Here is a 20,725-nt window from a genome sequence, read left to right as displayed (position 1 = left end):
TATTACCGTGAAATTCGACGTAAATAATCTAATGACGATTAACGGGATGTATATGTATGAAGAGTGGTTTTTCATGTATGAAGAAGTATAAATATAGTGCGATATTTATTATTCAATATCGCACTATGTTAGTCGTGATGCGGTTTAAATGAAGCCAAGCAGTCGTGCTTTTAGAAAGGCAGCTAACGTTTTATTATCTTGAATTTGATTATCTATAATTTTTTGTTCTATTTCAGCAACAGAAAAAGTAACTACATCCATGATTTCGTCATCATCAAGTTCACCTTGAGTAGGGGTGAGTTCTTTAACAACATACAGATACTGAATCTCGTCACAAAACCCAGGCACTGGTAATAGTTCGCCTAAGGCATGCCATTGTTTTGCTGCAAGGTTAGTTTCTTCTGCTAATTCCCGTTGGGCAGAGATTAAAATATCTTCATTTGGTTCAATCGTACCTGCTGGAAACTCAAGTAACCATTGTTTTACCGCGGGGCGATATTGATGAACCATCACCAGATTACCATCACTATCAATAGGAATAATAATAACAGCACCAGGGTGAATTAGCGTTGTAAAAGCGATCTCTCTGCCATCAGGTAAAAGATGTGGTTGCTCTTCAATACTGAAACATTTCCATTGGTAATGGGTGATTATCGTCATAATTATTCTCTATTCATTAGTCGCGATTTGATTATAACCCCAACGTTTTGCACGCATCAATGCGCTTTCTGCTTTGATATAGTCATAACTAAAGTCTTGATATTCAACATTAGTAATGCCAATACTGACGGTGATATTAATCTGATGCCCAGTCGTTAGCTCTAATACCCATTGGCCTATTTCATCTCGAATATTAACGGCAAATTGCTCGGCTCTTTGAATATCAGCATCAGGAATAATGATACAAAACTCTTGGCTACTCAAACGGGCGATGTGCATGTTTTCAGTACACATTTCACGAAGACATTTTGCCAGCATCATTAAGGTTTTATCTCCTGCATCAAGCCCGAAACGGTCGTTAACATCTCTAAATTTATCAATATTAATTAATAGCATTGATATATCACGGCGATAACGCTTACAGCGAGATGATTCATTTTGATAAAGAGGTAATAGTCCTTCACGGTTTAGTAACCCGGTTAGGAAATCATTAGTTGTGGTTCTTTTTACTTGTTGAATCGCATCATAACGGTGGCGAGATAATAAAAAAGCCATCACAAAGATAATAGAATAAGCACAAATATTTTGCAGTGCTGATGAAATCTGCATTTGTTTATTGGCTATTTCTGACACACTGAGCACAATATATAACATGCCAAAAATACTGCTATACCAAGTAGCAGTTCTGATTTGCAAAGCAAAAAAGCTCAATAGTGGAATGGTCAAGCCAATGGTATTACTGATGTGGCGCGCACCCGTAAAATAAAAACCACTCGAACAAACAAGTGTGGTTGCGATTAAAAAGATCCAAAAAAGAATAGTTGCCGAAAAGAGGGTTCGATTTAATGCTGCAAGGGTGTAACACAATATCATGCCTAATATTCCAACAAGCGTGAAATAGTGTCCTTGTTGAGAAACCAAATAAGTAAAAGCAATAATTGCGCAGATAGCGCCAGAAAAAGGGAATAGCAATGAGAGCTGTTTTTTTAATGTTTTCTCGCTCAGTTCAATATAAGCAAAATTTGTTGCTTGAAGTTGAGTACTTTTAATCAGTGTAGCCATGATATGGAACAGACCTTTATAACATTACAAAAGTGAATGCAATACATAATGTATTATTGTGCAGAGCATATCAGTATTGTGATTGATGTCTAATTATTTTTTTAATTTAATGTAAGTTAATATATTAAAAGGGTTATTTTCATTGTTATCATTTTTTTGAGTTGATTAGTTTACTATCGATGCATTAATCATAGTTATGGTGCTTACTGTAAATACCTATCGCCTATAAAGTGGTTGAATTTTAGGTTAAATGATTAAAAATGAGATCTTTATTCATGAATATTTATTTGTAATTGGTATATTTGTGCGTACTAGATAATGATTAGGAGCGACAATGTTTCCAGAGTATAGAAGCTTAATTTCATCGCTAAAAGGGCATGATGCTCACTTTGATCGACTATTTAAAAAGCATAATGAATTAGATGATAAAATTAATGAAATGGCATCTTCTAATGGCTTTGATGGGACTCTTATCGAGCAATTAAAGAAAGAAAAGCTATTGTTGAAAGATGAAATATTCGTTTATCTCCAACAAAAACAACAATAAATTTATTAAAAAGAGAAGCTTAAACTTCTCTTTTTATTTTTTGAGTCATAAGCGTTATTGCGTTGATAGAAAAGTGTCTATCAAATCAGCAGTAACTGTCGGCTGCTCATTAGTAATACCATGTGCTGTTTTCGGTAATACTACAATGGGTGCTTGAATGTATTGGCTCAGTTTTATACCGCTCTTTAGTGGGAAAATTTGGTCGTTTTCTCCCCAAATGAGTAAGGTTTGCGGTAACTTTTTAGGATCATATTGCTGAATGCGATCTCTATCATTAAGTAATGTTTGAATTAATTGAGTTCGCTGTGGTTTCCACTGCGAAAAATAATCAAGGTAGATTTGATTAGCAATAAAATCAGGGATGATCTTTTTTTCAATAAATACATTGTCGTAAAGACGTTTAACACCATCACCATTATTAGGTACAAATAACTCTTCCGGTGATTGAGTTCCTGCACGTTTAACTAAATCAGTTAAATCTTGGTCATTAAATAAAGGGCCAGGGCTTGCAATGATAACGGCTTTATTTATGCGTTCAGGTGTTAGCATCATGTCATAAGTAATAAAACCACCGTAAGATATTCCTACTACATCAATATTATTTAACTTTAATTTATCAACTAATTGCCAAATTGCATTTGTTTGAGTGGCTAGCTGGGGAGAGCTATTACTATAAGACTCACCAAACCACAGTAAATCTGGAGCAATAACATGGTATTTTTTACTTAGTTGCAGCATTTCTGCTTTCCACGTAGCTGCGGCGGTACCACCAAAACCATGTAAAAGCAGTAACGGCTGACCTTGGCCGCCTTCCCAATATGTTAATTTGCCACCTTGCTGGAGTGTCATCTGATGTTTACTGAAGCCTTCTTTTTTTAATGTTGATTGATCATGTTCAGTTTTCCAACGTACTACTTCGCAGCCAGTTGCGACGAAACTTAGTGATAATAGAAGAATAAGAGAATGCAGAAATCGTTTCATTGGTTACTCGAATAGTTTAAAAAATAAATTATACACTGTTTTATTTTGTCATGATAAATATATTATCAACGCTAACCTTAAAATAAATTTGTGAGCTGTATTTGTTTTTTTGGTAAAGATTCTGTCAGAATTGAAGGTTGACTGGATTAGTGCGGTTGCTAAATAAAACAATCGATAGCATAATCTTTTTCTATAATAAATTTTTATACAATATCGTGTTATTGCCATACGGATATGTATTAATATTTAGACTGAAACTACGTATTAACGACTAGGAGACACCATGCGTGTATTAGTTACTGGTGGCATGGGCTACATTGGTAGTCATACTTGTGTACAAATGATTGAAGCGGGTATGACCCCTGTTATTGTTGACAATTTGTACAATAGTAAAGAAACAGTATTAGGACGCATTCATAGTCTAACGGGTGTGACACCAGCATTCTATAAAGGTGACATTCGTGACCGTGAATTTTTAGATGGTGTATTTGCTGAAAATGATATCGATGCTGTGATCCATTTTGCAGGATTGAAAGCAGTAGGCGAATCAGTAGAAAAGCCACTTGCGTATTACGATAATAACGTTAGTGGTACATTAGTACTTGTTGAAGCGATGCGTGCTGCAGGTGTAAATGCGATCATCTTTAGTTCATCAGCAACTGTTTATGGTGATCCTGCATCAGTGCCAATCACTGAAGATTTCCCAACCAGTGCAACTAACCCATATGGCCGTAGTAAGCTAATGGTAGAAGAGTGTCTTGCCGATATTCAACACGCATACCCTGAAATGAGCGTAACATTACTGCGTTACTTTAACCCAGTAGGTTCACATAAATCAGGCACTATGGGCGAAGATCCACAAGGTATTCCTAACAACCTAATGCCATTTATTTCTCAAGTCGCTGTTGGCCGTCGTGAGTTCTTATCTGTTTTCGGTGATGACTACCCAACAGTTGATGGTACAGGTGTACGTGATTACATTCACGTGGTTGATCTTGCAGATGGTCACCTTGCAGCATTAACACATAAAGGCCGTGAAGCGGGTTTACACATTTACAACCTAGGTACTGGTAACGGTAATAGTGTATTGCAAATGGCAAAAGCATTTGAAGTCGCTTCAGGTGTTGAAATCCCTTACAAAATAGCGCCACGTCGTGCGGGTGATATTGCAGAATGTTGGGCTGATCCAGCAAAAGCAAAAGCAGAACTTAACTGGGAAGCTAAATTGACTCTAGATGACATGACACAAGATACATGGCGTTGGCAGTCAACTAACCCTGATGGTTACCCTGACGCAGAGTAATATTTAGTCATATAAATATTCTATTATAGAAAACCCAACATAAGTGCTGGGTTTTTTTATATGCTGAAACCTAGTGAAGAAATTACATATTAATGCTTTTTCTCAGAGGTAATTAACACACTATCTTGGGTTTGATACGTTTTAGCAATAAAGAAAATGGTTAAACTAAATATTGCCCCAAGTGTATCGGCTAACATGTCTTTTTGAGCGTCCCAAATATCGCCTTGAGATCCTAAAAATTCAATCCCTGCTTCACCACCAGCACTTGCTGCATACCACCATTCGACGATTTCATAAGCTGCCGCTGTTGCCATTATGGCAAATAAACCAAATAACGCTGCAATAATAGGTTTGCAATGTCCTTTGCGGACTAAGAATTCAGCAATAGGAAAGGCATAAAAGCCAATCGAAAAATGGGCAAATCGGTCAAAGTGGTTACGGTTAGAATCTAATAAATGGTTAACCCAGTCAAAAGGGACGTTAGCAAAAGTATAATGAGCACCAATATTATGTAATATCAACCATATAGCCATTAACGTATAAGCAAGATTACTAAACACAAAATAACGATAACTGAAGACTAAAAATAAGAACACCATCATAAGAGGAATGGCTTCTGCTATCCATACAGCACGAAAAGCGGGGTTGATCCCTAACGCAATAAAGAAGATGCTATAGCATAATGCTAACCATTTAGGGTATTTGTTCTCAATCATTTCAATTCCTTATAATAAACAATTGGATTTAAGAGTAACGTTTTTACAGCATATGTGGCAACAAAGATTATCAATTTGATAACCTTAATGTGATGACTTATTTTAGGTTTTTTAAAATTGGTTTGTGTTATAATTTCCAGCTAATGTTTTCACAATATTGTGATATACATCATATTTGACAGTACACACTCATAGATTGAGTTGTTTTTACCGGAGCATCATTTTGCATTTTAAAGATCTTGGCTTAGACCCACGCCTACTAAAGAAACTAAATCATTTGGCGTTTGATCGAGCAACCGAAATTCAACAAACGGCAGTCCCTGTTGCTATTGCAGGCAAGGATATTTTAGCGTCGTCGAAAACGGGTTCCGGTAAAACTCTGGCATTTTTATTACCAGCGATGCAACGTATGTATCGTAGTAAGCCATTTACTCGTCGTGATCCACGTGTTTTGATTTTGACACCAACGCGTGAGCTAGCGAAACAAATTTTTGCACAATTACGTACGCTTAATGCAGGTACGCCGTATGATGGTACTTTGATTGTTGGTGGTGAAAACTTTAACGACCAAGTAAAAGCATTACGTAATGACCCAATGTTTGTGGTTGCAACGCCTGGTCGTTTTGCCGATCACCTAGAGCACCGTAGTACACATCTTGATGGCTTAGAAATGCTGATTCTTGATGAAGCTGACCGTATGCTAGATCTGGGTTTTGAACCTCAACTACGTCGTATTAACGAAGCTGCAAATCATCGTCGTCGTCAAACATTAATGTTCTCTGCAACGATGGATCATGTAGATGTGCTTGATATGGCTTCTGAAATGCTAGATAACCCTAAGCGTATTTCAATTGGTCACTCAGCAGAAGAGCATACTGATATTACGCAACGTTTTATTCTTTGTGATCACTTAGATCATAAACAAGCATTGCTAGATAAAGTGCTTGAGGTTGAAAATTACAATCAAGTTATTATCTTTACAGCAACACGTGCTGATACCGATCGTTTAACTGCTGAATTGAACGAGCGTAAGCTTAAAGCGGTTGCACTAAGTGGTAACTTAAATCAAACCCAACGTAATAGCATCATGAGTCAGTTTGAGCGTAACTGCCATAAGATTCTGGTAACAACAGATATTGCATCACGTGGTCTTGATATTGATAGCGTATCATTAGTCATTAACTTTGATATGCCAAAACATGCTGAAGAATATGTTCACCGTGTGGGTCGTACTGGTCGTGCAGGTAATAAGGGTGATGCAGTGTCACTTGTTGGACCTAAAGACTGGAAGAGCTTTAAAGCGGTGGAAGCATTCTTAAAACAAAAGATTGAGTTCACCACAATTGAAGGCTTAGTTGGTAAGTTTAAAGGCCTTAAACCAGCACCGAAGAAGAAGTTTGTTAAGAAAACAACAACTAACACGACTGCTGCAGCAAAACAAACTCACGCACCAAAAGCGAAAAAGAGAGTTGATAAGCGTTTTTACGAAAACCAAGCAGTGGGTAATGATGTCTTTATCCCTAAGAAAAAACGTAATACAGATGTTAGTCAAGACGACCAATAATCATAACTGTATATATGATTACGTAACTTGCTCTTCGTTGTAGTAAGACATAAAAAACCAGACCTAGCGTCTGGTTTTTTGTTATGCGTCTAAGTTAATTCGCAACAGTATTAACGACCGCAGTGCAATTAACGCAATTGGTAAACTTGACCTTCTTTATCAGCTTTAACAGCAGCAAAGCTTAATACAAATGGGCCTTGTGCTTGAACCGTTGCTGGTAATGTTTGAATTGCTTGTTTTGCTTCTTCACGGGTTGCGAAATTACCGTAAGTAACCGCATACCAGTTACGACCTAATGCGTGTTTCCAGTTAACCCAAATTGGTTGATTGCCAGTAATTGGCTGAAGATAACCACGCAGGTTACGCTCTTCACTTAATGCCAAAATCTGTACGGTAAAATGCGAAGGGTTAATGTCACCAAATGCTTGATCGTTTGTCATTGATTCTTCATCCGCAAGATGCGCATTGTCATTATCAATGTAGTCACTATCAACAACCGGTTCACTGGTTACTGTCGTTTCTGGGGCAACAGTTTCAGCTGGCTGTTGTTGCTGTTGTTGACATTGAAGGTTTTCATTATCAAGTTTAGATGGTAGTAGGTAACCTGTATCACAAGGGCTGTTAGATGACGCACAACCAGATAATGCAAATAGACCCAAGACAACTGCTGCCTTTAGCGTACGAGATGCCATTGTTTTCTCCGAAGAATATTTAATGATTCATAAATGTGATATTGGTATCCATCATTTTTGTGATGTAAATATCATCATTAATAAATGCCTTTATACTTGGGGTGTATTGTAGCTAAAAACGGCAAAATATTGACATGAAAATTACACATTTATGATTAACTGGACGCTTTTTAAGCAAGTGCATTATGCTAAATGAGAATACGTTATATTGCCTTAATAATTAATAGCGTCATATCGTTATATAGCTTTTTACTCTTTCATAGAGGTAAACAGTATTTTTTAAACTATCGAACATTGGTTAACATATTAATAACAAGTAAGGTTTGATATGGATGATAATTATGAAAGCGTGGTTACTCAGGGTTAATGATCGTCAACGACGTATTGTCGCAACAGTGATGGCAATGTTATTGATTGGAGTATCATTAGTGACAACTGGGATCACTAGTGCATTATGTGATTTAAGCGCCTTTGCTATTTTAGCCGTTGTGTTGTGGTTGAAAATGAGTGAGCAACGAGTAAAAAACAACCATTATGAAGTGTTAACTGCCTCTAAAAAAGTCGTTATTGAACCATAACATCTGTTGATTCCTATCGAGGATGAAGTAGCTCATATTGGAATAGCCAATCAAAATAGACACATTATCATTACAATTAGTGTAACTTGGTGAAACATAAATATAATTAGTTGTTTATATTACTATTTTTATTGATATATATTTTAATAAAGTGTGATTGGGTGCTAATTATTGCTTCTATATAAACTTTATTATCAGCACGAATTTTTACTGAATATAACTCAGTAATATAAGCGCTGTTATTAGGGAGTATAGATGTGTTTATTGTAGAATTTTTGATTGTACTTGTGTGTATATTAGTCGGTGCTCGAATCGGTGGTATTGGTTTGGGTGTTATGGGTGGTATTGGTCTTGCCATTTTAAGCTTCATCTTTGGTTTGCAACCAACTAGCCCACCCATTGATGTAATGTTAATGATCATGGCGGTTGTAGCAGCAGCAGCAGCAATGCAAGCGGCTGGTGGTCTTGAATATCTAATTAAAATTGCTTCAAATATTCTTCGTAAAAATCCTCGTCATATTACCTTTATTGCACCGTTAGTAACCTACATGTTTACTTTCTTAGCAGGTACAGGTCATGTTGCTTACTCTGTGTTGCCTGTTATTGCAGAAGTTAGCCGTCGTAGTGGTATTCGTCCTGAGCGCCCACTAGGGATGGCTGTTATTGCCTCTCAGTTTGCAATTGTAGCCAGTCCTATTGCAGCAGCTGTTGTAGCACTCGTTGCATTTCTTGAACCACAAGGCATTACGTTAGCTGATGTATTAATGGTGACTATCCCTGGTACATTCTGTGGTTTAGCACTTGCGTGTGTTGTGGTAAATAAAATCGGTAAAGATCTTAAAGATGATCCAGAATACCAACGTCGCATGCAAGATCCTGCTTTCCGTCAGGAAATGGAACAAGAAATTAAAGTTGAAGAGATCGTTATTAAGCCAGAAGCAAAGAAAGCGGTTGGTTTATTCCTATTTGGTGCATTAGCGGTTGTTATCATGGGGGCATTTCCAGCACTGCGCCCTAACTTCAATGGATCAGCCATGGGTATGGCACACACGATCGAGATCGTGATGCTAGCGATTGCCGCATTGATCATTTTGATCTGTAAGCCAGATGGTAATGCGATCACTCAGGGATCTGTTTTCCACGCGGGTATGCGTGCGATTGTTGCGATCTTTGGTATCGCATGGCTAGGTGATACGTTTATTGCTGGTCACAGTGAAATGGTAAAAGACGCGGTATCTGGTTTAGTTGAAGTGGCGCCATGGACATTTGCATTTGCATTATTTGCGCTATCAGTAATGGTAAACAGCCAAGGTGCAACAACAGCAGTACTTGTACCTGTAGGTATCACATTAGGTCTACCACCAGAAGTTATCATTGCAACCTTCGTTGCTGTTAACGGTTACTTCTTTATTCCTAACTACGGTCCAATCATCGCTTCGATTGATTTTGACCGTACAGGTACAACGAAGATCGGTAGTTACATCTTTAACCATAGCTTTATGATCCCTGGTTTATTAAGCATGGTATTCAGTATTGTGTTTGGCTTCATTTTTGCTGGATTTGTTCTTTAAATCAGGCGCTGAGATAAAACAGTAACAAATAATTGTTAATAATCTGATTTATAGGTATAAAACCTCTATTGCTTTCAATAAATATTGGAAGAATAGAGGTTTTTTTTTGATTACGAAAAACGGTATATTTATTGATTTAAGTAAATAGTCTTGCCTTCTTTGATGGTTTCGACAATCTTAATATCTTTGATTTTTGTGGGCTCAATGGTGAGAGGGTTATTATCGAGGATTACCATATCTGCAAGTTTTCCTACCTCAAGCGAGCCCTTGTTCATCTCTTCGTTATACTGTTCTGCAGCCCAAATAGTCATCGCTTTTAAGCCTTCAAGTGGTGTGATTTGCTGTGTTTCACCGATAACTTGATTGCTTCGTGATAACCGATTTACAGCAGATGAAAGCATCATCATTTGATCTAAAGGTGCAACAACAAAATCAGTATGATTGGTTGGGTGAAGGCCGATATCAATAGCATCTCGCATTGGACTTATATAGTCAGTCTGTTTTTTGCCACGATTTTTAAGATGAGCGTCTGCAAAATAGTAAGTATGTAGGGTATAGAAAGAAGGGCGGATCTTATATTGTTTAAATTTACTCAATTGATCTTTACGCGCAAATTGCGCATGGATCATCGTAATGTCACGATCTTTAGTCAGATCATCCTTGGCTACTGATTGGTGTGCTTCAAAAAAGGCATCAATCGCACCATCACCGTTAGCATGTAAATTTAAAGGCACATTTAAGTCATAGACTTTTTTAACCATTTTATTAATTGTGTCTTGTGGAAAGGTCAATTCACCCATCCAATTTTTTTCTCCTGCAGGGCCTCCGGCTAAATATGGAGTGGTAAATCGTGCTGTTCGCCCTTGAGGTGAACCATCAACGGTAACTTTAACGCCACCCACTTTAAGGCGATTGTTATATTGCAGCCATTTATCAACGGGGTACTTAGCTAAAATTGCATCCACATCGGTTATAAAGGGATAAACGATAACATCAATTATATTGGCGTTAGCATCAGATGCACGTTTGATGGTTTCAAACTGATTTAAATGGGTTGCGCCTTCATGAGCGGTGGTAATACCATTTTGAGCATACAATTTTTGGCCTGCTTTAGTGGCTTCAATTTCCTCTTCTGGCGTCATCACTTCTGCTTGTGCAAGCACAGGAAGATACGCTGTTTCCATGATTAACCCAAATGGCTCATTGGTGCCTTCTTTACGTACGATAACGCCACCAGCAGGTGTTTCGGTTTGATCACTATAACCGTATTTTTTTAAAGCAAGACTGTTCATTACTGTACCATGCATAGAGACATGGTCGATACGTACAGGGTTATCAGGAAAAACTTTATCGATATCGTCACGATTAAGTAAGCGACCATTTGGCATCACGGTATCATCATAACCATAAGCAATAATCAATTCGCCCTTAGGGATCTTATGCTCGTCAGCATATTGCTTAATTGTTGCAAGAATACTATCAACATCTTTACCTGTTCCTGATGGTGGGGCATAGACTTGTGCTTGATCAGCAACCTGTAATGAGTTGAAATAATGGCTATGAGCATCAATAAAGCCGGGTAATAAACTTTTACCTTCTAAGTCGATGAGCTTAGTTTGCTGTGATTTAAATGTGTTGTTAATCGTACTGGTATCACCTACTGCAATGATTTTTCCATCTTTAATTGCGATAGCTTGCACAGAGGGTTGAGCATCGTTCATAGTAATAATATTACCGCCACTATAAATAGTATCAGCACTCACCGCCGGTTCTTTGGCATGACAATTCATCGCTAATAATGACGAGATTAAAGCTGACATCAGTTTCAATTGTGAAGTTTTCATTGATTACATCCGTGTTAAGAAAATAAAAATACCGCTAACTACTACATACATTGATAGCATAAAACGATGAAAATGCTTAAATTTATCAAGGAAAGCATACAAATGAGGATTAATAACTGCAGTAATGATAGATTTGTGATATGAGGGATACAAAAAAGCCAGACACTATATCTGGCTTAAAAGCGTGTTATGAGTCTAACTTTCGTTGATTAAAGAAATAATTCGATATAGGTTAATGAAGCAGCACCAATCGCTAACCAAAGTACAACTCCTAATAATAATGGCTTGTGTCCAGCATTACGCAATTTACTCACCGTAATACCTGAACCAATTAAGAATAGACACACGACTAATAAACGCTTTGATGCATCAAAAATTAGCATATAGGTGGAGTGAAACTGTGGTACAAAATGGGCCACTAAAATAGCAAGGCAATAAAAGACAATGAAATAAGGAATGCCAATTTTCTTACTGTCGCCTTTAAACATTAACGCACTGCCAAACGCGACAGGAATGATCCATAGTGCGCGAGCAAGCTTAAGTGTTGTTGCCGTTTTTAATGCTTCATCGCCATATGATCCCGCAGCACCAACAACGGATGAGGTATCGTGGATTGCAATCGCAGCCCAAGTACCAAATGCATGTTGGCTCATCTCTAATAAATGACCAATGGCAGGGAAAAGGAATAGCGCAGCAGCATTAAGTACAAATACCGTTGCTAAAGCCAATGATGTTTGATCATCGCGCGCATTAATCGCTGGCGATACTGCGGCAATGGCACTACCACCACAAATAGCCGTTCCAGCTGCGATTAAATGACCCGTTTTTTTATCAAGTTTTAGAAAATGGGTTGCGAGCCAGCCTAAAAACAAGGTAAAGAAGATCGAAGATATAATCAGTCCAAGTCCTTGACGGCTAGCTTCAATTGCTTCATTTAAATTAATCCCAAACCCTAAACCAATAATGGAGTATGACAAAAGTTTTTTGGTCAAGGCTGCAAGATTAAATTGTGTTGGTACTAAACCAAAACTGGCTAAAGTAAAACCAAGGATTAATGCAATGGGTGAACTAATGAACGGTGCTAAACATATCACTGCAGTAATTATAAAAACAAAATCTACAGGTCTAATCTTTTGATTTAAGGTCATTTTTATGGTTAAAGTCGGTTTATTTATCAGATCTTAAATTATACGCATGTCATTCTATTTAGGTGAGTTAAATATATTTAAACGAGGGTTAAGAGTAACTTAATATATAGCTACTATTTGTAAGGATATTATTTTTTTCTCCAACCGCCATCACTGTCTTGATAGTAATTGCCTGTTTGGGTTTTTTCTATTGCTTTCAAATAAGCACGCTGTTTTACGTCAATGAGAGATAAATCATGAGACTGACTAATTGCATTATAGGTATTTTGACGATGGTTATTAACCGTCTTTATTAATTGAGAAACATCAGCGCGATGGGTTGCATTAATTACAGCAATAAAACCATTATTAGCCTCGCCAACCAGTCCTTGTTGCTTCGCTTGCTGTAAATTAAGTGCCAAAGCTGAATGTGAAAAAAAAGCCAGCAAACAACAGCTAAAGATGATTGGTTTCATGGTGGATTACCTTACTAAAAGAAAAGTGGGAAATTAAAATGTCTCTTTATTATCAAAAAGTTGTTCTATTTCTTTGTCTACTTTTATTTTAATTTCATGCTCAATCTTAACGTTAAGATTAACTTCAATGGGTTTATCCGATGTCGCGACTTGTATTGTCGGTGTACAGCCATTGAGTAATAGCATCGTAATCATGAGTGCTATGCCATAGAGCGTAGATAGGAGCAATGTTTTTTGCAAACTATTCATGGTGATAACCTTTTACGTACTAGTGCTGATTGAAATGGTCACTGATTTTTTGTTCGATATCAGAAGCATTGATCATGTTAATTGTTTTAATGAGTTCCAAAATATTATCTTCAACCGCTAAATTGATGTTGATCGGCCGACCATACTGAAAATCAGGGTTATAGCCTTTAAAATGAGATTGCGTGTCTAACACACCCTCTCTAGCGTAGTTAACTTTAATAGCGAGAGTACGATAATGATAATTTTTAAGGATTTCACTTACCATTAACGGACTATGGTGGCCGGCAGCTTTGACTTTATTATCAATGATCGAGCCATCAAGATAACGTAATACTCCACCTGGATGGCGAGATTGAAGTACGCCTGCATGGATCTCAGGTTTACCATCAATAAACGATATTGGAATAGTGCCATCAAGGATCCCCGTAAACTCGATGCCATCATGATCAATACTATCGGTTACTTTTTCAATATTGAGTCCAAATACTGTAATAGGGATCGTACTTAAATGACGGCTGTTAGTGCGCTTGATACCATGGGCACTGATACTACCGCCAAATAAATTGGCTGAAATTCGATGTAGGGTATATTGATCTGTTTGTGTATCAAAATCGATAATTAAACTGGGTTTTGTTAATGAAACACCAAGACTAAGTTGTTGAGCAAATAAAGCCATTGGACGCAGGCTACGAATCCCCTTTGGGGAAAAAGCAGTATATAGGCTGCTATTAAGTTGGGTTATTTTAATACCACGATAGTAACCAGAAAGTTGGTTGGTGGCGATGTTAGCTGTGCCTGTTAATTGATTATTACGATCAATAACAAATGATGCGCTGGTGGTAATACTACCGTCTGTAATATCAATCGGTAATGATAACGCCGGAAAATAATAATTCTTTAAGCTATTTTCTTTCGTAAAAGAGATCGTTCGGCGGTGTAGTTTAACTGTTGTCTTCTTAGTAATTAAATCCGTATTAACATCAACTTGCGCTAATATATCGTCATAAGGATTGGCTAAGGTTGTTTTAACGTTAAGCGCGTTATCAGCTAATAGAAAATGGCCATGAAGATACGTTGGCGGTAGCACTTGCTGACGGTTACGTTGAGCTGCTGCCATTGTTATTTTGAAATCACTACTGAGAGTCAGTGGCTGTGATTGCGTTTTTTGGGTGTTAAATACAAACGCATGGCGTAATAAGAATTTACTGACCTTCACATTTAATTGGGTTTTATAGTCTGCAGCTTGAGATTTTTTTGTCGTTTGGTGACGAGCATATAATTGAGCACTTAATTGCGCTTGAGTATTTTTCGGCTGATAAAGTGTTAATGCGAGTTGATCATGTTGTTTTTCAAAAATACCGATTAATTGTTTTAAACTGAAATCAATATTCTTACTACTGCTATTTGCTAAGGTTGGAATACCTGCGAAAGTTAGTTTTTTAGCTTGTAAACGTGTCTGTTGAAGTTGGGAAACTAAATAGTTATTAGCCCATGTTGCTTTTACCTTTGAATTAAATACTACATCATCAATTTTACTGTCAATAATCGGCTCTAGGCTATTAATACTAGCACTGATGTTGGCATCGATATGGCATTGTAAGTTAGGGTACAAGCAGTTGAGATCATCAATAAAGAAATGTAATGCCGACTTTGTTTTAGCGTTTTTAAAGCTAATGGTTTCGTTTTTATCGCTTAATGCTACGCGGAATAAATCATTGTTATAATTGACCTTAAAGTTAATTTTACCATCACTATTCATTTGAATATTAGCAACATGTTTGGGTTGGTTTTGGTGGCTTTCATGGTTGCGTTTAGAATGTATAAACGGCGCAGCAAAGGCATATTTGTTAAGTTCAATCGCAAAAGAAGCGGGTAATTCAATGCCAACAAGGTAGTGTGCATCAACAATTTTATTATCTATGACCATAGGTTGTGCTTTTTTAGATAAGCTGCTGACGATTTGCTTAGCATAGAAACGTAGCGGCCCATTTATTTTTGCATTCGGCACATCTTTGAGCCCTAAACGGTCAGTAAACTCTTTGGTATTTTTAAAGTTGGCATTGCAGTTTAAGTATTGTGGCAACGGTTGTTGAAAAATAATCTTAGCATCACAATTAAGGCTATTACCGTCACTGCGAGTCATGATGGTATGCACGCGCGCATCTGTCTTTGATAAATGGTGGATATTAACCTCAAGTTGATACGGATTTGGGGCTAACGCTTTTCCTCTTACAATAAAACGTGCCTTAGTTTTATTTTCTGTTGCGATATTTAGATCTTTGGCCTGTTGTTCGACTTTATGGCGCGCTTGCTCTCGGCGTTGACGTTGCTGTTTATGGTGGGCTTTTTCTGCCGCTGTTTTTGAGGGCGAGGCCTGGTTAACAACGGTCTTTGTTGTTGGTTCATCTATTGTTATCGAAGTTGTAGAAGCAGTAGAGTGAGTTGTTAGTGATGTTGCTGTTAGTGGTGTCTCTAAAATCACTTTAGCATCAATTAATAAGTCACCGTAAGTGAATGACTTTATTTTAAATTTATTAATCGGTAACCGGGCAAGATTAGCGATGGTTTGTCCTAGATGAAACCCTTTACTATCGATATCAGTTCGATTAATAAATTCGGGTAAATATTTAGGTTGTTCTAACTTCGCTGTCTTAGCGATTAACTTCATTGTCGGTAAACTGTGTTTAAGATCAAACGCTAACGATAACTTGGTAATAATTTGCTCAGGTAGAGTGTTATTTAGAGTTTCCCATTCAGGATGCAGTGCACCAATAGTCACCGTAACAGGGGTTTGATCGCCTTGCCACCCAATAGAAAATTGGCTGTCAGTGAAGCGTAACGGGTAATGGGGTGATGGCTGATAATGTGGAAAGAATAAATTTAATCGACCTTTTTCAGAATGGCCAGAAATCACTAAATGCGGACTGTTGCTGATCGTAACATCCACCTGTTCAATAATTTGTGTTGCAGCGGGCTCTTTACCATCACTGTGTGCGGCAGAGGCTGTGACCTTACGGGCATGGGCATTAATGGCTAATGGGGAGGAAAAATCAACAAACTTAAACGTCGCATCAAAAAAATGAATATAACGCAGGAAGATATCTTGTTTCTCAAGCATTGCTGTTGCGGCTGGCGAAAGCTCGATTTCATATTTCTTGGCAAAAAGCCGATAACTGCCTTCATCAATAGGGTTATCAGGATCGACACTGTGGCGTAGAGAAAGGTTATGAAAGGTGACGTTGTAATCAAAAACGCGTAACGAAATCAGCTCTGCGCGCACGTCGCCATCATAACGGAGCCCTTTAAGCCCCGTTACTGTAATGCCATTGATACTTAGCCATATAAAACCAACAATAGGTGCGAGTAAGAGCAGCACCAATAACGATAAACCCAGCTTAGTGCGAGTACGTAACCGTGGCGGTCGAGAGTTTGCTGGTGGTGCTGGCTCAGTATTGGATGAGCAAGATTTCACTACGATAGATCACCTTTTCAGAAAATGATGTTCCAATGGTAGCAATAAGTTACTCAGTTAACTTAAATATTCACCATCAGCGGTATATTTAGACATAATAATGAGTCTATCATTGCTATGTAGCAGACAAAAATCATTCAATACTATTTGACAGTAAAATGACTAACTATGCTTTTGGTTACAAAAAATGCGGGGTTATAGTTTTTATTTTGACTGATTATTCACTTTAATGGTCTAAATAATAAAGCCAACCTTTGTGAGTCGTTGAAAATGTCTCTTGGCATGATTGCTGTCGTTGTTGTCGCTGCACCATTGAGTCATTATCAAACAAACGTTGGTAGCGAGCAGGATTACTGCCATAAACCAGGCATAAAATACGTTGGTAACGTGGTTGATTAAGCGCATGTTGCTCAATAAATGGATTGTCTTTAAGGGGTGATTGACTGAATGCATCAATACTGAATAGGTGGTTTGAGTTAATCGCTATTTGATCACCTCTATCGATATCATTAAGTAGTAAAATTGTCACAAAATTATCGACGGTATTTTCGCTGTAGCCTAATATCGGAATCGCGCGATCAAGAATATACACATGACCAATTTCATAGAGCAATGTCAATAATAGCGCATCGATTGTCGCCTGATAACGTTGTTGCTGTGTTGGGTAACGGCCACTATCTGTCACATGTTGTAAGAGTTGAGTAATATACAGGTATGGGATCTGAATCAGCTGCTGAGTCGAATTATAATAAGGCCCTCTATTACCACCAAATACAATGTCTAAGCTCGGCGCAAAAATAAAACGGGTTTGGCTCAAGTGTTTTATTGTTGGCAGTATAGATGAATGTTGCACAATATCTTGTGCTTGTTGTTGCTGTAGCGATGATGGGGTGTTAAACACAAAATTTACTGTTGCAACTGGATCTAATGCCAAACCATAGCGCCCACCTGTGGGTTGTTCTGTTCCTGCATAACTTAGGTTAAGTATTAATAAGCAGGCAAGTAGACATGCAGTACGCATCTTTATAATCACGTGATCACCTCGTTACTACTATAGATGTATCATAGTTGATAATTATAGCGGATGAGATGGAATGTAACGCTGCAAAACAATAAAAATGCACTATTAATAACTATCAACAGTGCACTGCGTGTTGTTTTATATTTAATGGTGATTGAGCACTAATAACATTTCAACCACACCATCAGCGAGCTGAACATCAATACTAAAGCCCATTTTTTGTGCCAAGGTGATCATGCCGCGATTGGTTGGCATTGTCATACCTGTTAGCCTCATTAAGCCTCGCTGGTGGGCATAATCAATCAGTTTGGTCATTAAAATCCCCCCTAAGCCACAACCTTTCATATCTGAGCGAACTAAAATAGCAAACTCAGCCTCAGTATTGTCTGCATCTGATAAAGCACGAGCAACGCCAATAATCATATCTTCATAAACTGCGACAAACGCCATTTCACGGTCGTAGTCTATCTGGGTAAACTTTGCCAAGGCTTCATGATTTAACTCACCAACATCAGAGAAGAAGCGTTTATAAAGATCTTCTTCAGAAACTTGATTAATAAATGCCTTATGAGCGGGTTCATCTTCAGGTAGGATTGGACGTAGCAAAATCAGCTTACCATCTTTTAGCTGACATGGTTGTTCATATTCTTTAGGGTAAGGACGAATGGCGAGCCGTTGTTGAATATCACCATCAAACGCTGCAATATCCATCGAGGCATCAATGATCGTGAGTTCATCACCTGAGACCAGCAGAGGGTGAATATCAAATGCACGAATTTCAGGGCAATCAATGATCATTTGCGAAATACTGACTAATAAACGGCTCAGTGCAGGAATAGATATTTGCTCTAGGCTACTACGTTGTTTGATTTTATGATGCTTTAGCGCATTGATTACCATATAACGGGCTAAGGCCATATTTAATGGCGGCAATGCTACCACGGCATCACGCTCAATATCCCAATGAATGGTTTCTTCACCAAGCATGATCACAGGCCCAAACACTGGATCATTATGGATACCAATGCGTAATTCTTGAGCGCCAGAACGATCAGCCATGCGTTGAATTAACAACCCATCAATACGTGCGCTAGGATAGTGCAAGGCCACTCGTGACAAAATTGCATCAGCAGCATTAGCGACTTCATTCGCATCACGTAGGTATAATACCACCCCATGAATTTCTGATTTATGCCGAATATCGGCTGAACGTAATTTTACTGCTACCGGATAACCGATTTGTTCAGCAATATGTACTGCCTCAGCAGCATCAGAAGCTATCCATGTTGGTAGTGTCGTAAAACCATAGCTCGTGAGTAAAGGACGTATTTCATGGGTTTCAAGGCGATGAATGTTTTGCTGCAGCAAGCGGTGTATTTCATTACGCACATAGTGGAGATCTGCGCTAATTTCACCAATAGAGACAGGGGTTTCCATTAATTGGCGTTGGTTACGGCGGTACTCAACTAAATGCATGAATGCTGAAATAGCACTTTCAGGCGTACGATAGGTGGGTAAGCGTGCTTGAGTAAAAATAGATCGTGCTTCAGCGGCTTCATTTTCACCAGACCAATTGGTCAGTACGTTTACCCGTTGGCTACGAGGATGCTGGTGGAGAGTCTCTGTGATGATTTGCGCTGTATCCGTACTATTGGCTACAGCAGAAGGGCTGTGCATGATAAGCAGTGCGTCAAAGTCATCGCTATCTAATAAAATCGTCAGTACTTGTCGATAACGGTCGGTATTAGCATCCCCCATAATATCAATCGGATTAGCCTGAGACCAATAAGCTGGTAATACAGCAGATAAGCGTTGAATGGTTTCAGCACTGAGTGTCGCTAGTTTTCCACCGCGATCAGAGAGTGCATCTACCGCCATGATCGCAGGGCCGCCTCCATTGGTCAGAATAACCAGTCGTTCTCCTCGTAAGGGAACTGAATGGGCCAGCGTTTCAACGGCGGCAAATAAGTCATGGGTTGTATGTACTCGTAACATACCTGATCGTCGAATTGCAGCATCATAAACTTCATCAAGGCCTGCTTCACCCGCTGTATGTAATAAGGCAGCTGATCGTCCTGCCAGTGTTCGGCCATTTTTTAATACCAGAATACGGCGATTTCGTGCAGCCGCCCGCGCCGCTGACATAAATTGCCGTGCATCGTTAATACTGTCGATATAAAGCAAGATAGCATCTGTTTTTGTGTCTTGGCTTAGAAAATCAAGTAACTCTGCAAAATTAATATCACATCCATCGCCTAATGAGATAAAGGTCGAAAAGCCGATCTGTTTATTTTGCGCCCAATCTAAAATAGTGGTGCACACTGCTGCTGATTGTGAAATAAACGCGATATTGCCTTTATTGGCAGCGATAGGAGAGACTGACGCATTAAGGTTAAGCCAAGGAAGAATGATGCCCATGCTATTTGGCCCAATAATACGCATATTATAACGCTTGGCATTGGTCAACATTTGCTGGTGGTAATTAACGGCGTTATTGTCAGTCGAGGCTGATATTATGCTAGCAGCAATCACAATAACCGCCTTTACGCCTTTCTTTCCGAGTTGAGTAATAATATCAGGGTTGTATTCAGCCCGTGTACAAAGAATTGCGATATCAGGCGTAATCGGTATTGCTTCTATATTGTGATAAGCAAGAATTCCTGCCACAGCAGCGTACTTAGGCGTGACAGGGATGATAGGACCATTAAAGCAACCGGATAACAGATTACGAACAACGATATAACCAATGCGTTGTGAATTATTTGATGCGCCAATGACTGCAATGCTAGTCGGTTTTAGAAGCGCTGCTATTTTACTCATAAATTTACCCTTAATCGTCGTCGTTATACTTTATCTTTAAAT

17 protein-coding genes are annotated in these 20,725 nt (G+C 38.4%); 5 read left to right on the top strand and 12 right to left on the bottom strand.

All coding sequences use genetic code 11. From position 1 onward, the window contains the following. Positions 1 to 144: 144 nt before the first annotated feature. Positions 145 to 660 (bottom strand): NUDIX hydrolase, encoded by a 516-nt coding sequence (locus tag G6R09_RS02525; RefSeq protein WP_065167450.1) that lies wholly within the window; start codon positions 658 to 660, stop codon positions 145 to 147. 9 nt (positions 661 to 669) lie between these two features. Further along, positions 670 to 1,722: a GGDEF domain-containing protein gene (locus G6R09_RS02520; RefSeq protein ID WP_065167451.1), complete on the bottom strand. Its 1,053-nt coding sequence runs from the start codon at positions 1,720 to 1,722 to the stop codon at positions 670 to 672. A gap of 334 nt (positions 1,723 to 2,056) precedes the next feature. Between G6R09_RS02520 and G6R09_RS02515 the strand changes: the two genes are divergently transcribed. Continuing rightward, a complete protein-coding gene (locus G6R09_RS02515; RefSeq protein WP_065167452.1) occupies positions 2,057 to 2,269 on the top strand; it encodes a YdcH family protein in 213 nt (70 codons plus the stop codon). Positions 2,270 to 2,323: 54 nt separating this feature from the next. On the opposite strand, the gene G6R09_RS02510 is transcribed toward G6R09_RS02515, so the two are convergent. After that, positions 2,324 to 3,250, bottom strand: coding sequence for an alpha/beta fold hydrolase (locus G6R09_RS02510; protein ID WP_065167453.1), 927 nt, complete (start codon positions 3,248 to 3,250; stop codon positions 2,324 to 2,326). Positions 3,251 to 3,533: 283 nt separating this feature from the next. Between G6R09_RS02510 and galE the strand changes: the two genes are divergently transcribed. Continuing rightward, a complete protein-coding gene (gene galE / locus G6R09_RS02505; protein WP_065167454.1) occupies positions 3,534 to 4,553 on the top strand; it encodes a UDP-glucose 4-epimerase GalE in 1,020 nt (339 codons plus the stop codon). Between the two features lie 89 nt (positions 4,554 to 4,642). Here the strand turns inward: galE and G6R09_RS02500 are convergent, their stop codons facing one another. Beyond that, positions 4,643 to 5,269, bottom strand: a complete 627-nt coding sequence (locus tag G6R09_RS02500; RefSeq protein ID WP_065167456.1) for a DUF2238 domain-containing protein — start codon at positions 5,267 to 5,269, stop codon at positions 4,643 to 4,645. 223 nt (positions 5,270 to 5,492) lie between these two features. On the opposite strand from G6R09_RS02500, the gene G6R09_RS02495 reads away from it, so the two are divergent. After that, positions 5,493 to 6,833 (top strand): DEAD/DEAH box helicase, encoded by a 1,341-nt coding sequence (locus G6R09_RS02495; RefSeq protein WP_060998865.1) that lies wholly within the window; start codon positions 5,493 to 5,495, stop codon positions 6,831 to 6,833. Between the two features lie 128 nt (positions 6,834 to 6,961). Here G6R09_RS02495 and G6R09_RS02490 read toward each other — a convergent pair whose 3' ends face one another. Further along, positions 6,962 to 7,525: an SPOR domain-containing protein gene (locus G6R09_RS02490; protein WP_065167459.1), complete on the bottom strand. Its 564-nt coding sequence runs from the start codon at positions 7,523 to 7,525 to the stop codon at positions 6,962 to 6,964. A 341-nt stretch (positions 7,526 to 7,866) separates the two neighbouring features. On the opposite strand from G6R09_RS02490, the gene G6R09_RS02485 reads away from it, so the two are divergent. After that, the gene (locus G6R09_RS02485; protein WP_065167460.1) at positions 7,867 to 8,103 is read left to right on the top strand and encodes a hypothetical protein; all 237 of its coding nucleotides are present in this window, start codon (positions 7,867 to 7,869) and stop codon (positions 8,101 to 8,103) included. 257 nt (positions 8,104 to 8,360) lie between these two features. Continuing rightward, a complete protein-coding gene (locus G6R09_RS02480; protein WP_060998872.1) occupies positions 8,361 to 9,674 on the top strand; it encodes an anaerobic C4-dicarboxylate transporter family protein in 1,314 nt (437 codons plus the stop codon). A gap of 128 nt (positions 9,675 to 9,802) precedes the next feature. Here G6R09_RS02480 and G6R09_RS02475 read toward each other — a convergent pair whose 3' ends face one another. From G6R09_RS02475 to G6R09_RS02445, 7 genes are all read right to left on the bottom strand, one after another. Further along, a complete protein-coding gene (locus G6R09_RS02475; protein ID WP_205522970.1) occupies positions 9,803 to 11,518 on the bottom strand; it encodes an amidohydrolase in 1,716 nt (571 codons plus the stop codon). Positions 11,519 to 11,727: 209 nt separating this feature from the next. Next, positions 11,728 to 12,666 (bottom strand): YeiH family protein, encoded by a 939-nt coding sequence (locus G6R09_RS02470; protein WP_065167461.1) that lies wholly within the window; start codon positions 12,664 to 12,666, stop codon positions 11,728 to 11,730. A gap of 128 nt (positions 12,667 to 12,794) precedes the next feature. Further along, the gene (locus G6R09_RS02465; RefSeq protein ID WP_163920338.1) at positions 12,795 to 13,121 is read right to left on the bottom strand and encodes a YdbL family protein; all 327 of its coding nucleotides are present in this window, start codon (positions 13,119 to 13,121) and stop codon (positions 12,795 to 12,797) included. A 33-nt stretch (positions 13,122 to 13,154) separates the two neighbouring features. Next, positions 13,155 to 13,316 carry a YnbE family lipoprotein gene (locus G6R09_RS02460; protein WP_235860161.1) on the bottom strand — a complete coding sequence of 54 codons (162 nt, stop codon included), beginning with the start codon at positions 13,314 to 13,316 and terminating at the stop codon, positions 13,155 to 13,157. Between the two features lie 73 nt (positions 13,317 to 13,389). After that, positions 13,390 to 16,842, bottom strand: coding sequence for a YdbH domain-containing protein (locus tag G6R09_RS02455; RefSeq protein WP_163920336.1), 3,453 nt, complete (start codon positions 16,840 to 16,842; stop codon positions 13,390 to 13,392). A gap of 226 nt (positions 16,843 to 17,068) precedes the next feature. Next, positions 17,069 to 17,875, bottom strand: a complete 807-nt coding sequence (locus G6R09_RS02450; RefSeq protein WP_146145150.1) for a DUF4344 domain-containing metallopeptidase — start codon at positions 17,873 to 17,875, stop codon at positions 17,069 to 17,071. Positions 17,876 to 18,007: 132 nt separating this feature from the next. Beyond that, positions 18,008 to 20,683, bottom strand: coding sequence for a bifunctional acetate--CoA ligase family protein/GNAT family N-acetyltransferase (locus tag G6R09_RS02445; protein ID WP_163920334.1), 2,676 nt, complete (start codon positions 20,681 to 20,683; stop codon positions 18,008 to 18,010). Positions 20,684 to 20,725 lie beyond the last annotated feature (42 nt).

Origin of the sequence: Photobacterium sp. Alg240-V54, from assembly GCF_900537155.1 — a bacterium.
Classification (GTDB): domain Bacteria; phylum Pseudomonadota; class Gammaproteobacteria; order Enterobacterales; family Vibrionaceae; genus Photobacterium.
The sequence above is the reverse complement of the archived record's forward strand: the minus strand, read 5'-3'. Positions and strand labels throughout refer to the sequence as shown.

Bases quoted from the DNA above. Each gene is read 5' to 3' on its own strand.
- G6R09_RS02500 (WP_065167456.1), bottom strand. From the start codon at position 5,269: ATGATTGAGAACAAATACCCTAAATGGTTAGCATTATGCTATAGCATC.
- G6R09_RS02465 (WP_163920338.1), bottom strand. From the start codon at position 13,121: ATGAAACCAATCATCTTTAGCTGTTGTTTGCTGGCTTTTTTTTCACAT.
- G6R09_RS02485 (WP_065167460.1), top strand. From the start codon at position 7,867: ATGAAAGCGTGGTTACTCAGGGTTAATGATCGTCAACGACGTATTGTC.
- G6R09_RS02520 (WP_065167451.1), bottom strand. From the start codon at position 1,722: ATGGCTACACTGATTAAAAGTACTCAACTTCAAGCAACAAATTTTGCT.
- G6R09_RS02490 (WP_065167459.1), bottom strand. From the start codon at position 7,525: ATGGCATCTCGTACGCTAAAGGCAGCAGTTGTCTTGGGTCTATTTGCA.
- G6R09_RS02525 (WP_065167450.1), bottom strand. From the start codon at position 660: ATGACGATAATCACCCATTACCAATGGAAATGTTTCAGTATTGAAGAG.
- G6R09_RS02445 (WP_163920334.1), bottom strand. From the start codon at position 20,683: ATGAGTAAAATAGCAGCGCTTCTAAAACCGACTAGCATTGCAGTCATT.
- galE (WP_065167454.1), top strand. From the start codon at position 3,534: ATGCGTGTATTAGTTACTGGTGGCATGGGCTACATTGGTAGTCATACT.
- G6R09_RS02475 (WP_205522970.1), bottom strand. From the start codon at position 11,518: ATGAAAACTTCACAATTGAAACTGATGTCAGCTTTAATCTCGTCATTA.
- G6R09_RS02515 (WP_065167452.1), top strand. From the start codon at position 2,057: ATGTTTCCAGAGTATAGAAGCTTAATTTCATCGCTAAAAGGGCATGAT.
- G6R09_RS02510 (WP_065167453.1), bottom strand. From the start codon at position 3,250: ATGAAACGATTTCTGCATTCTCTTATTCTTCTATTATCACTAAGTTTC.
- G6R09_RS02470 (WP_065167461.1), bottom strand. From the start codon at position 12,666: ATGACCTTAAATCAAAAGATTAGACCTGTAGATTTTGTTTTTATAATT.
- G6R09_RS02460 (WP_235860161.1), bottom strand. From the start codon at position 13,316: ATGATTACGATGCTATTACTCAATGGCTGTACACCGACAATACAAGTC.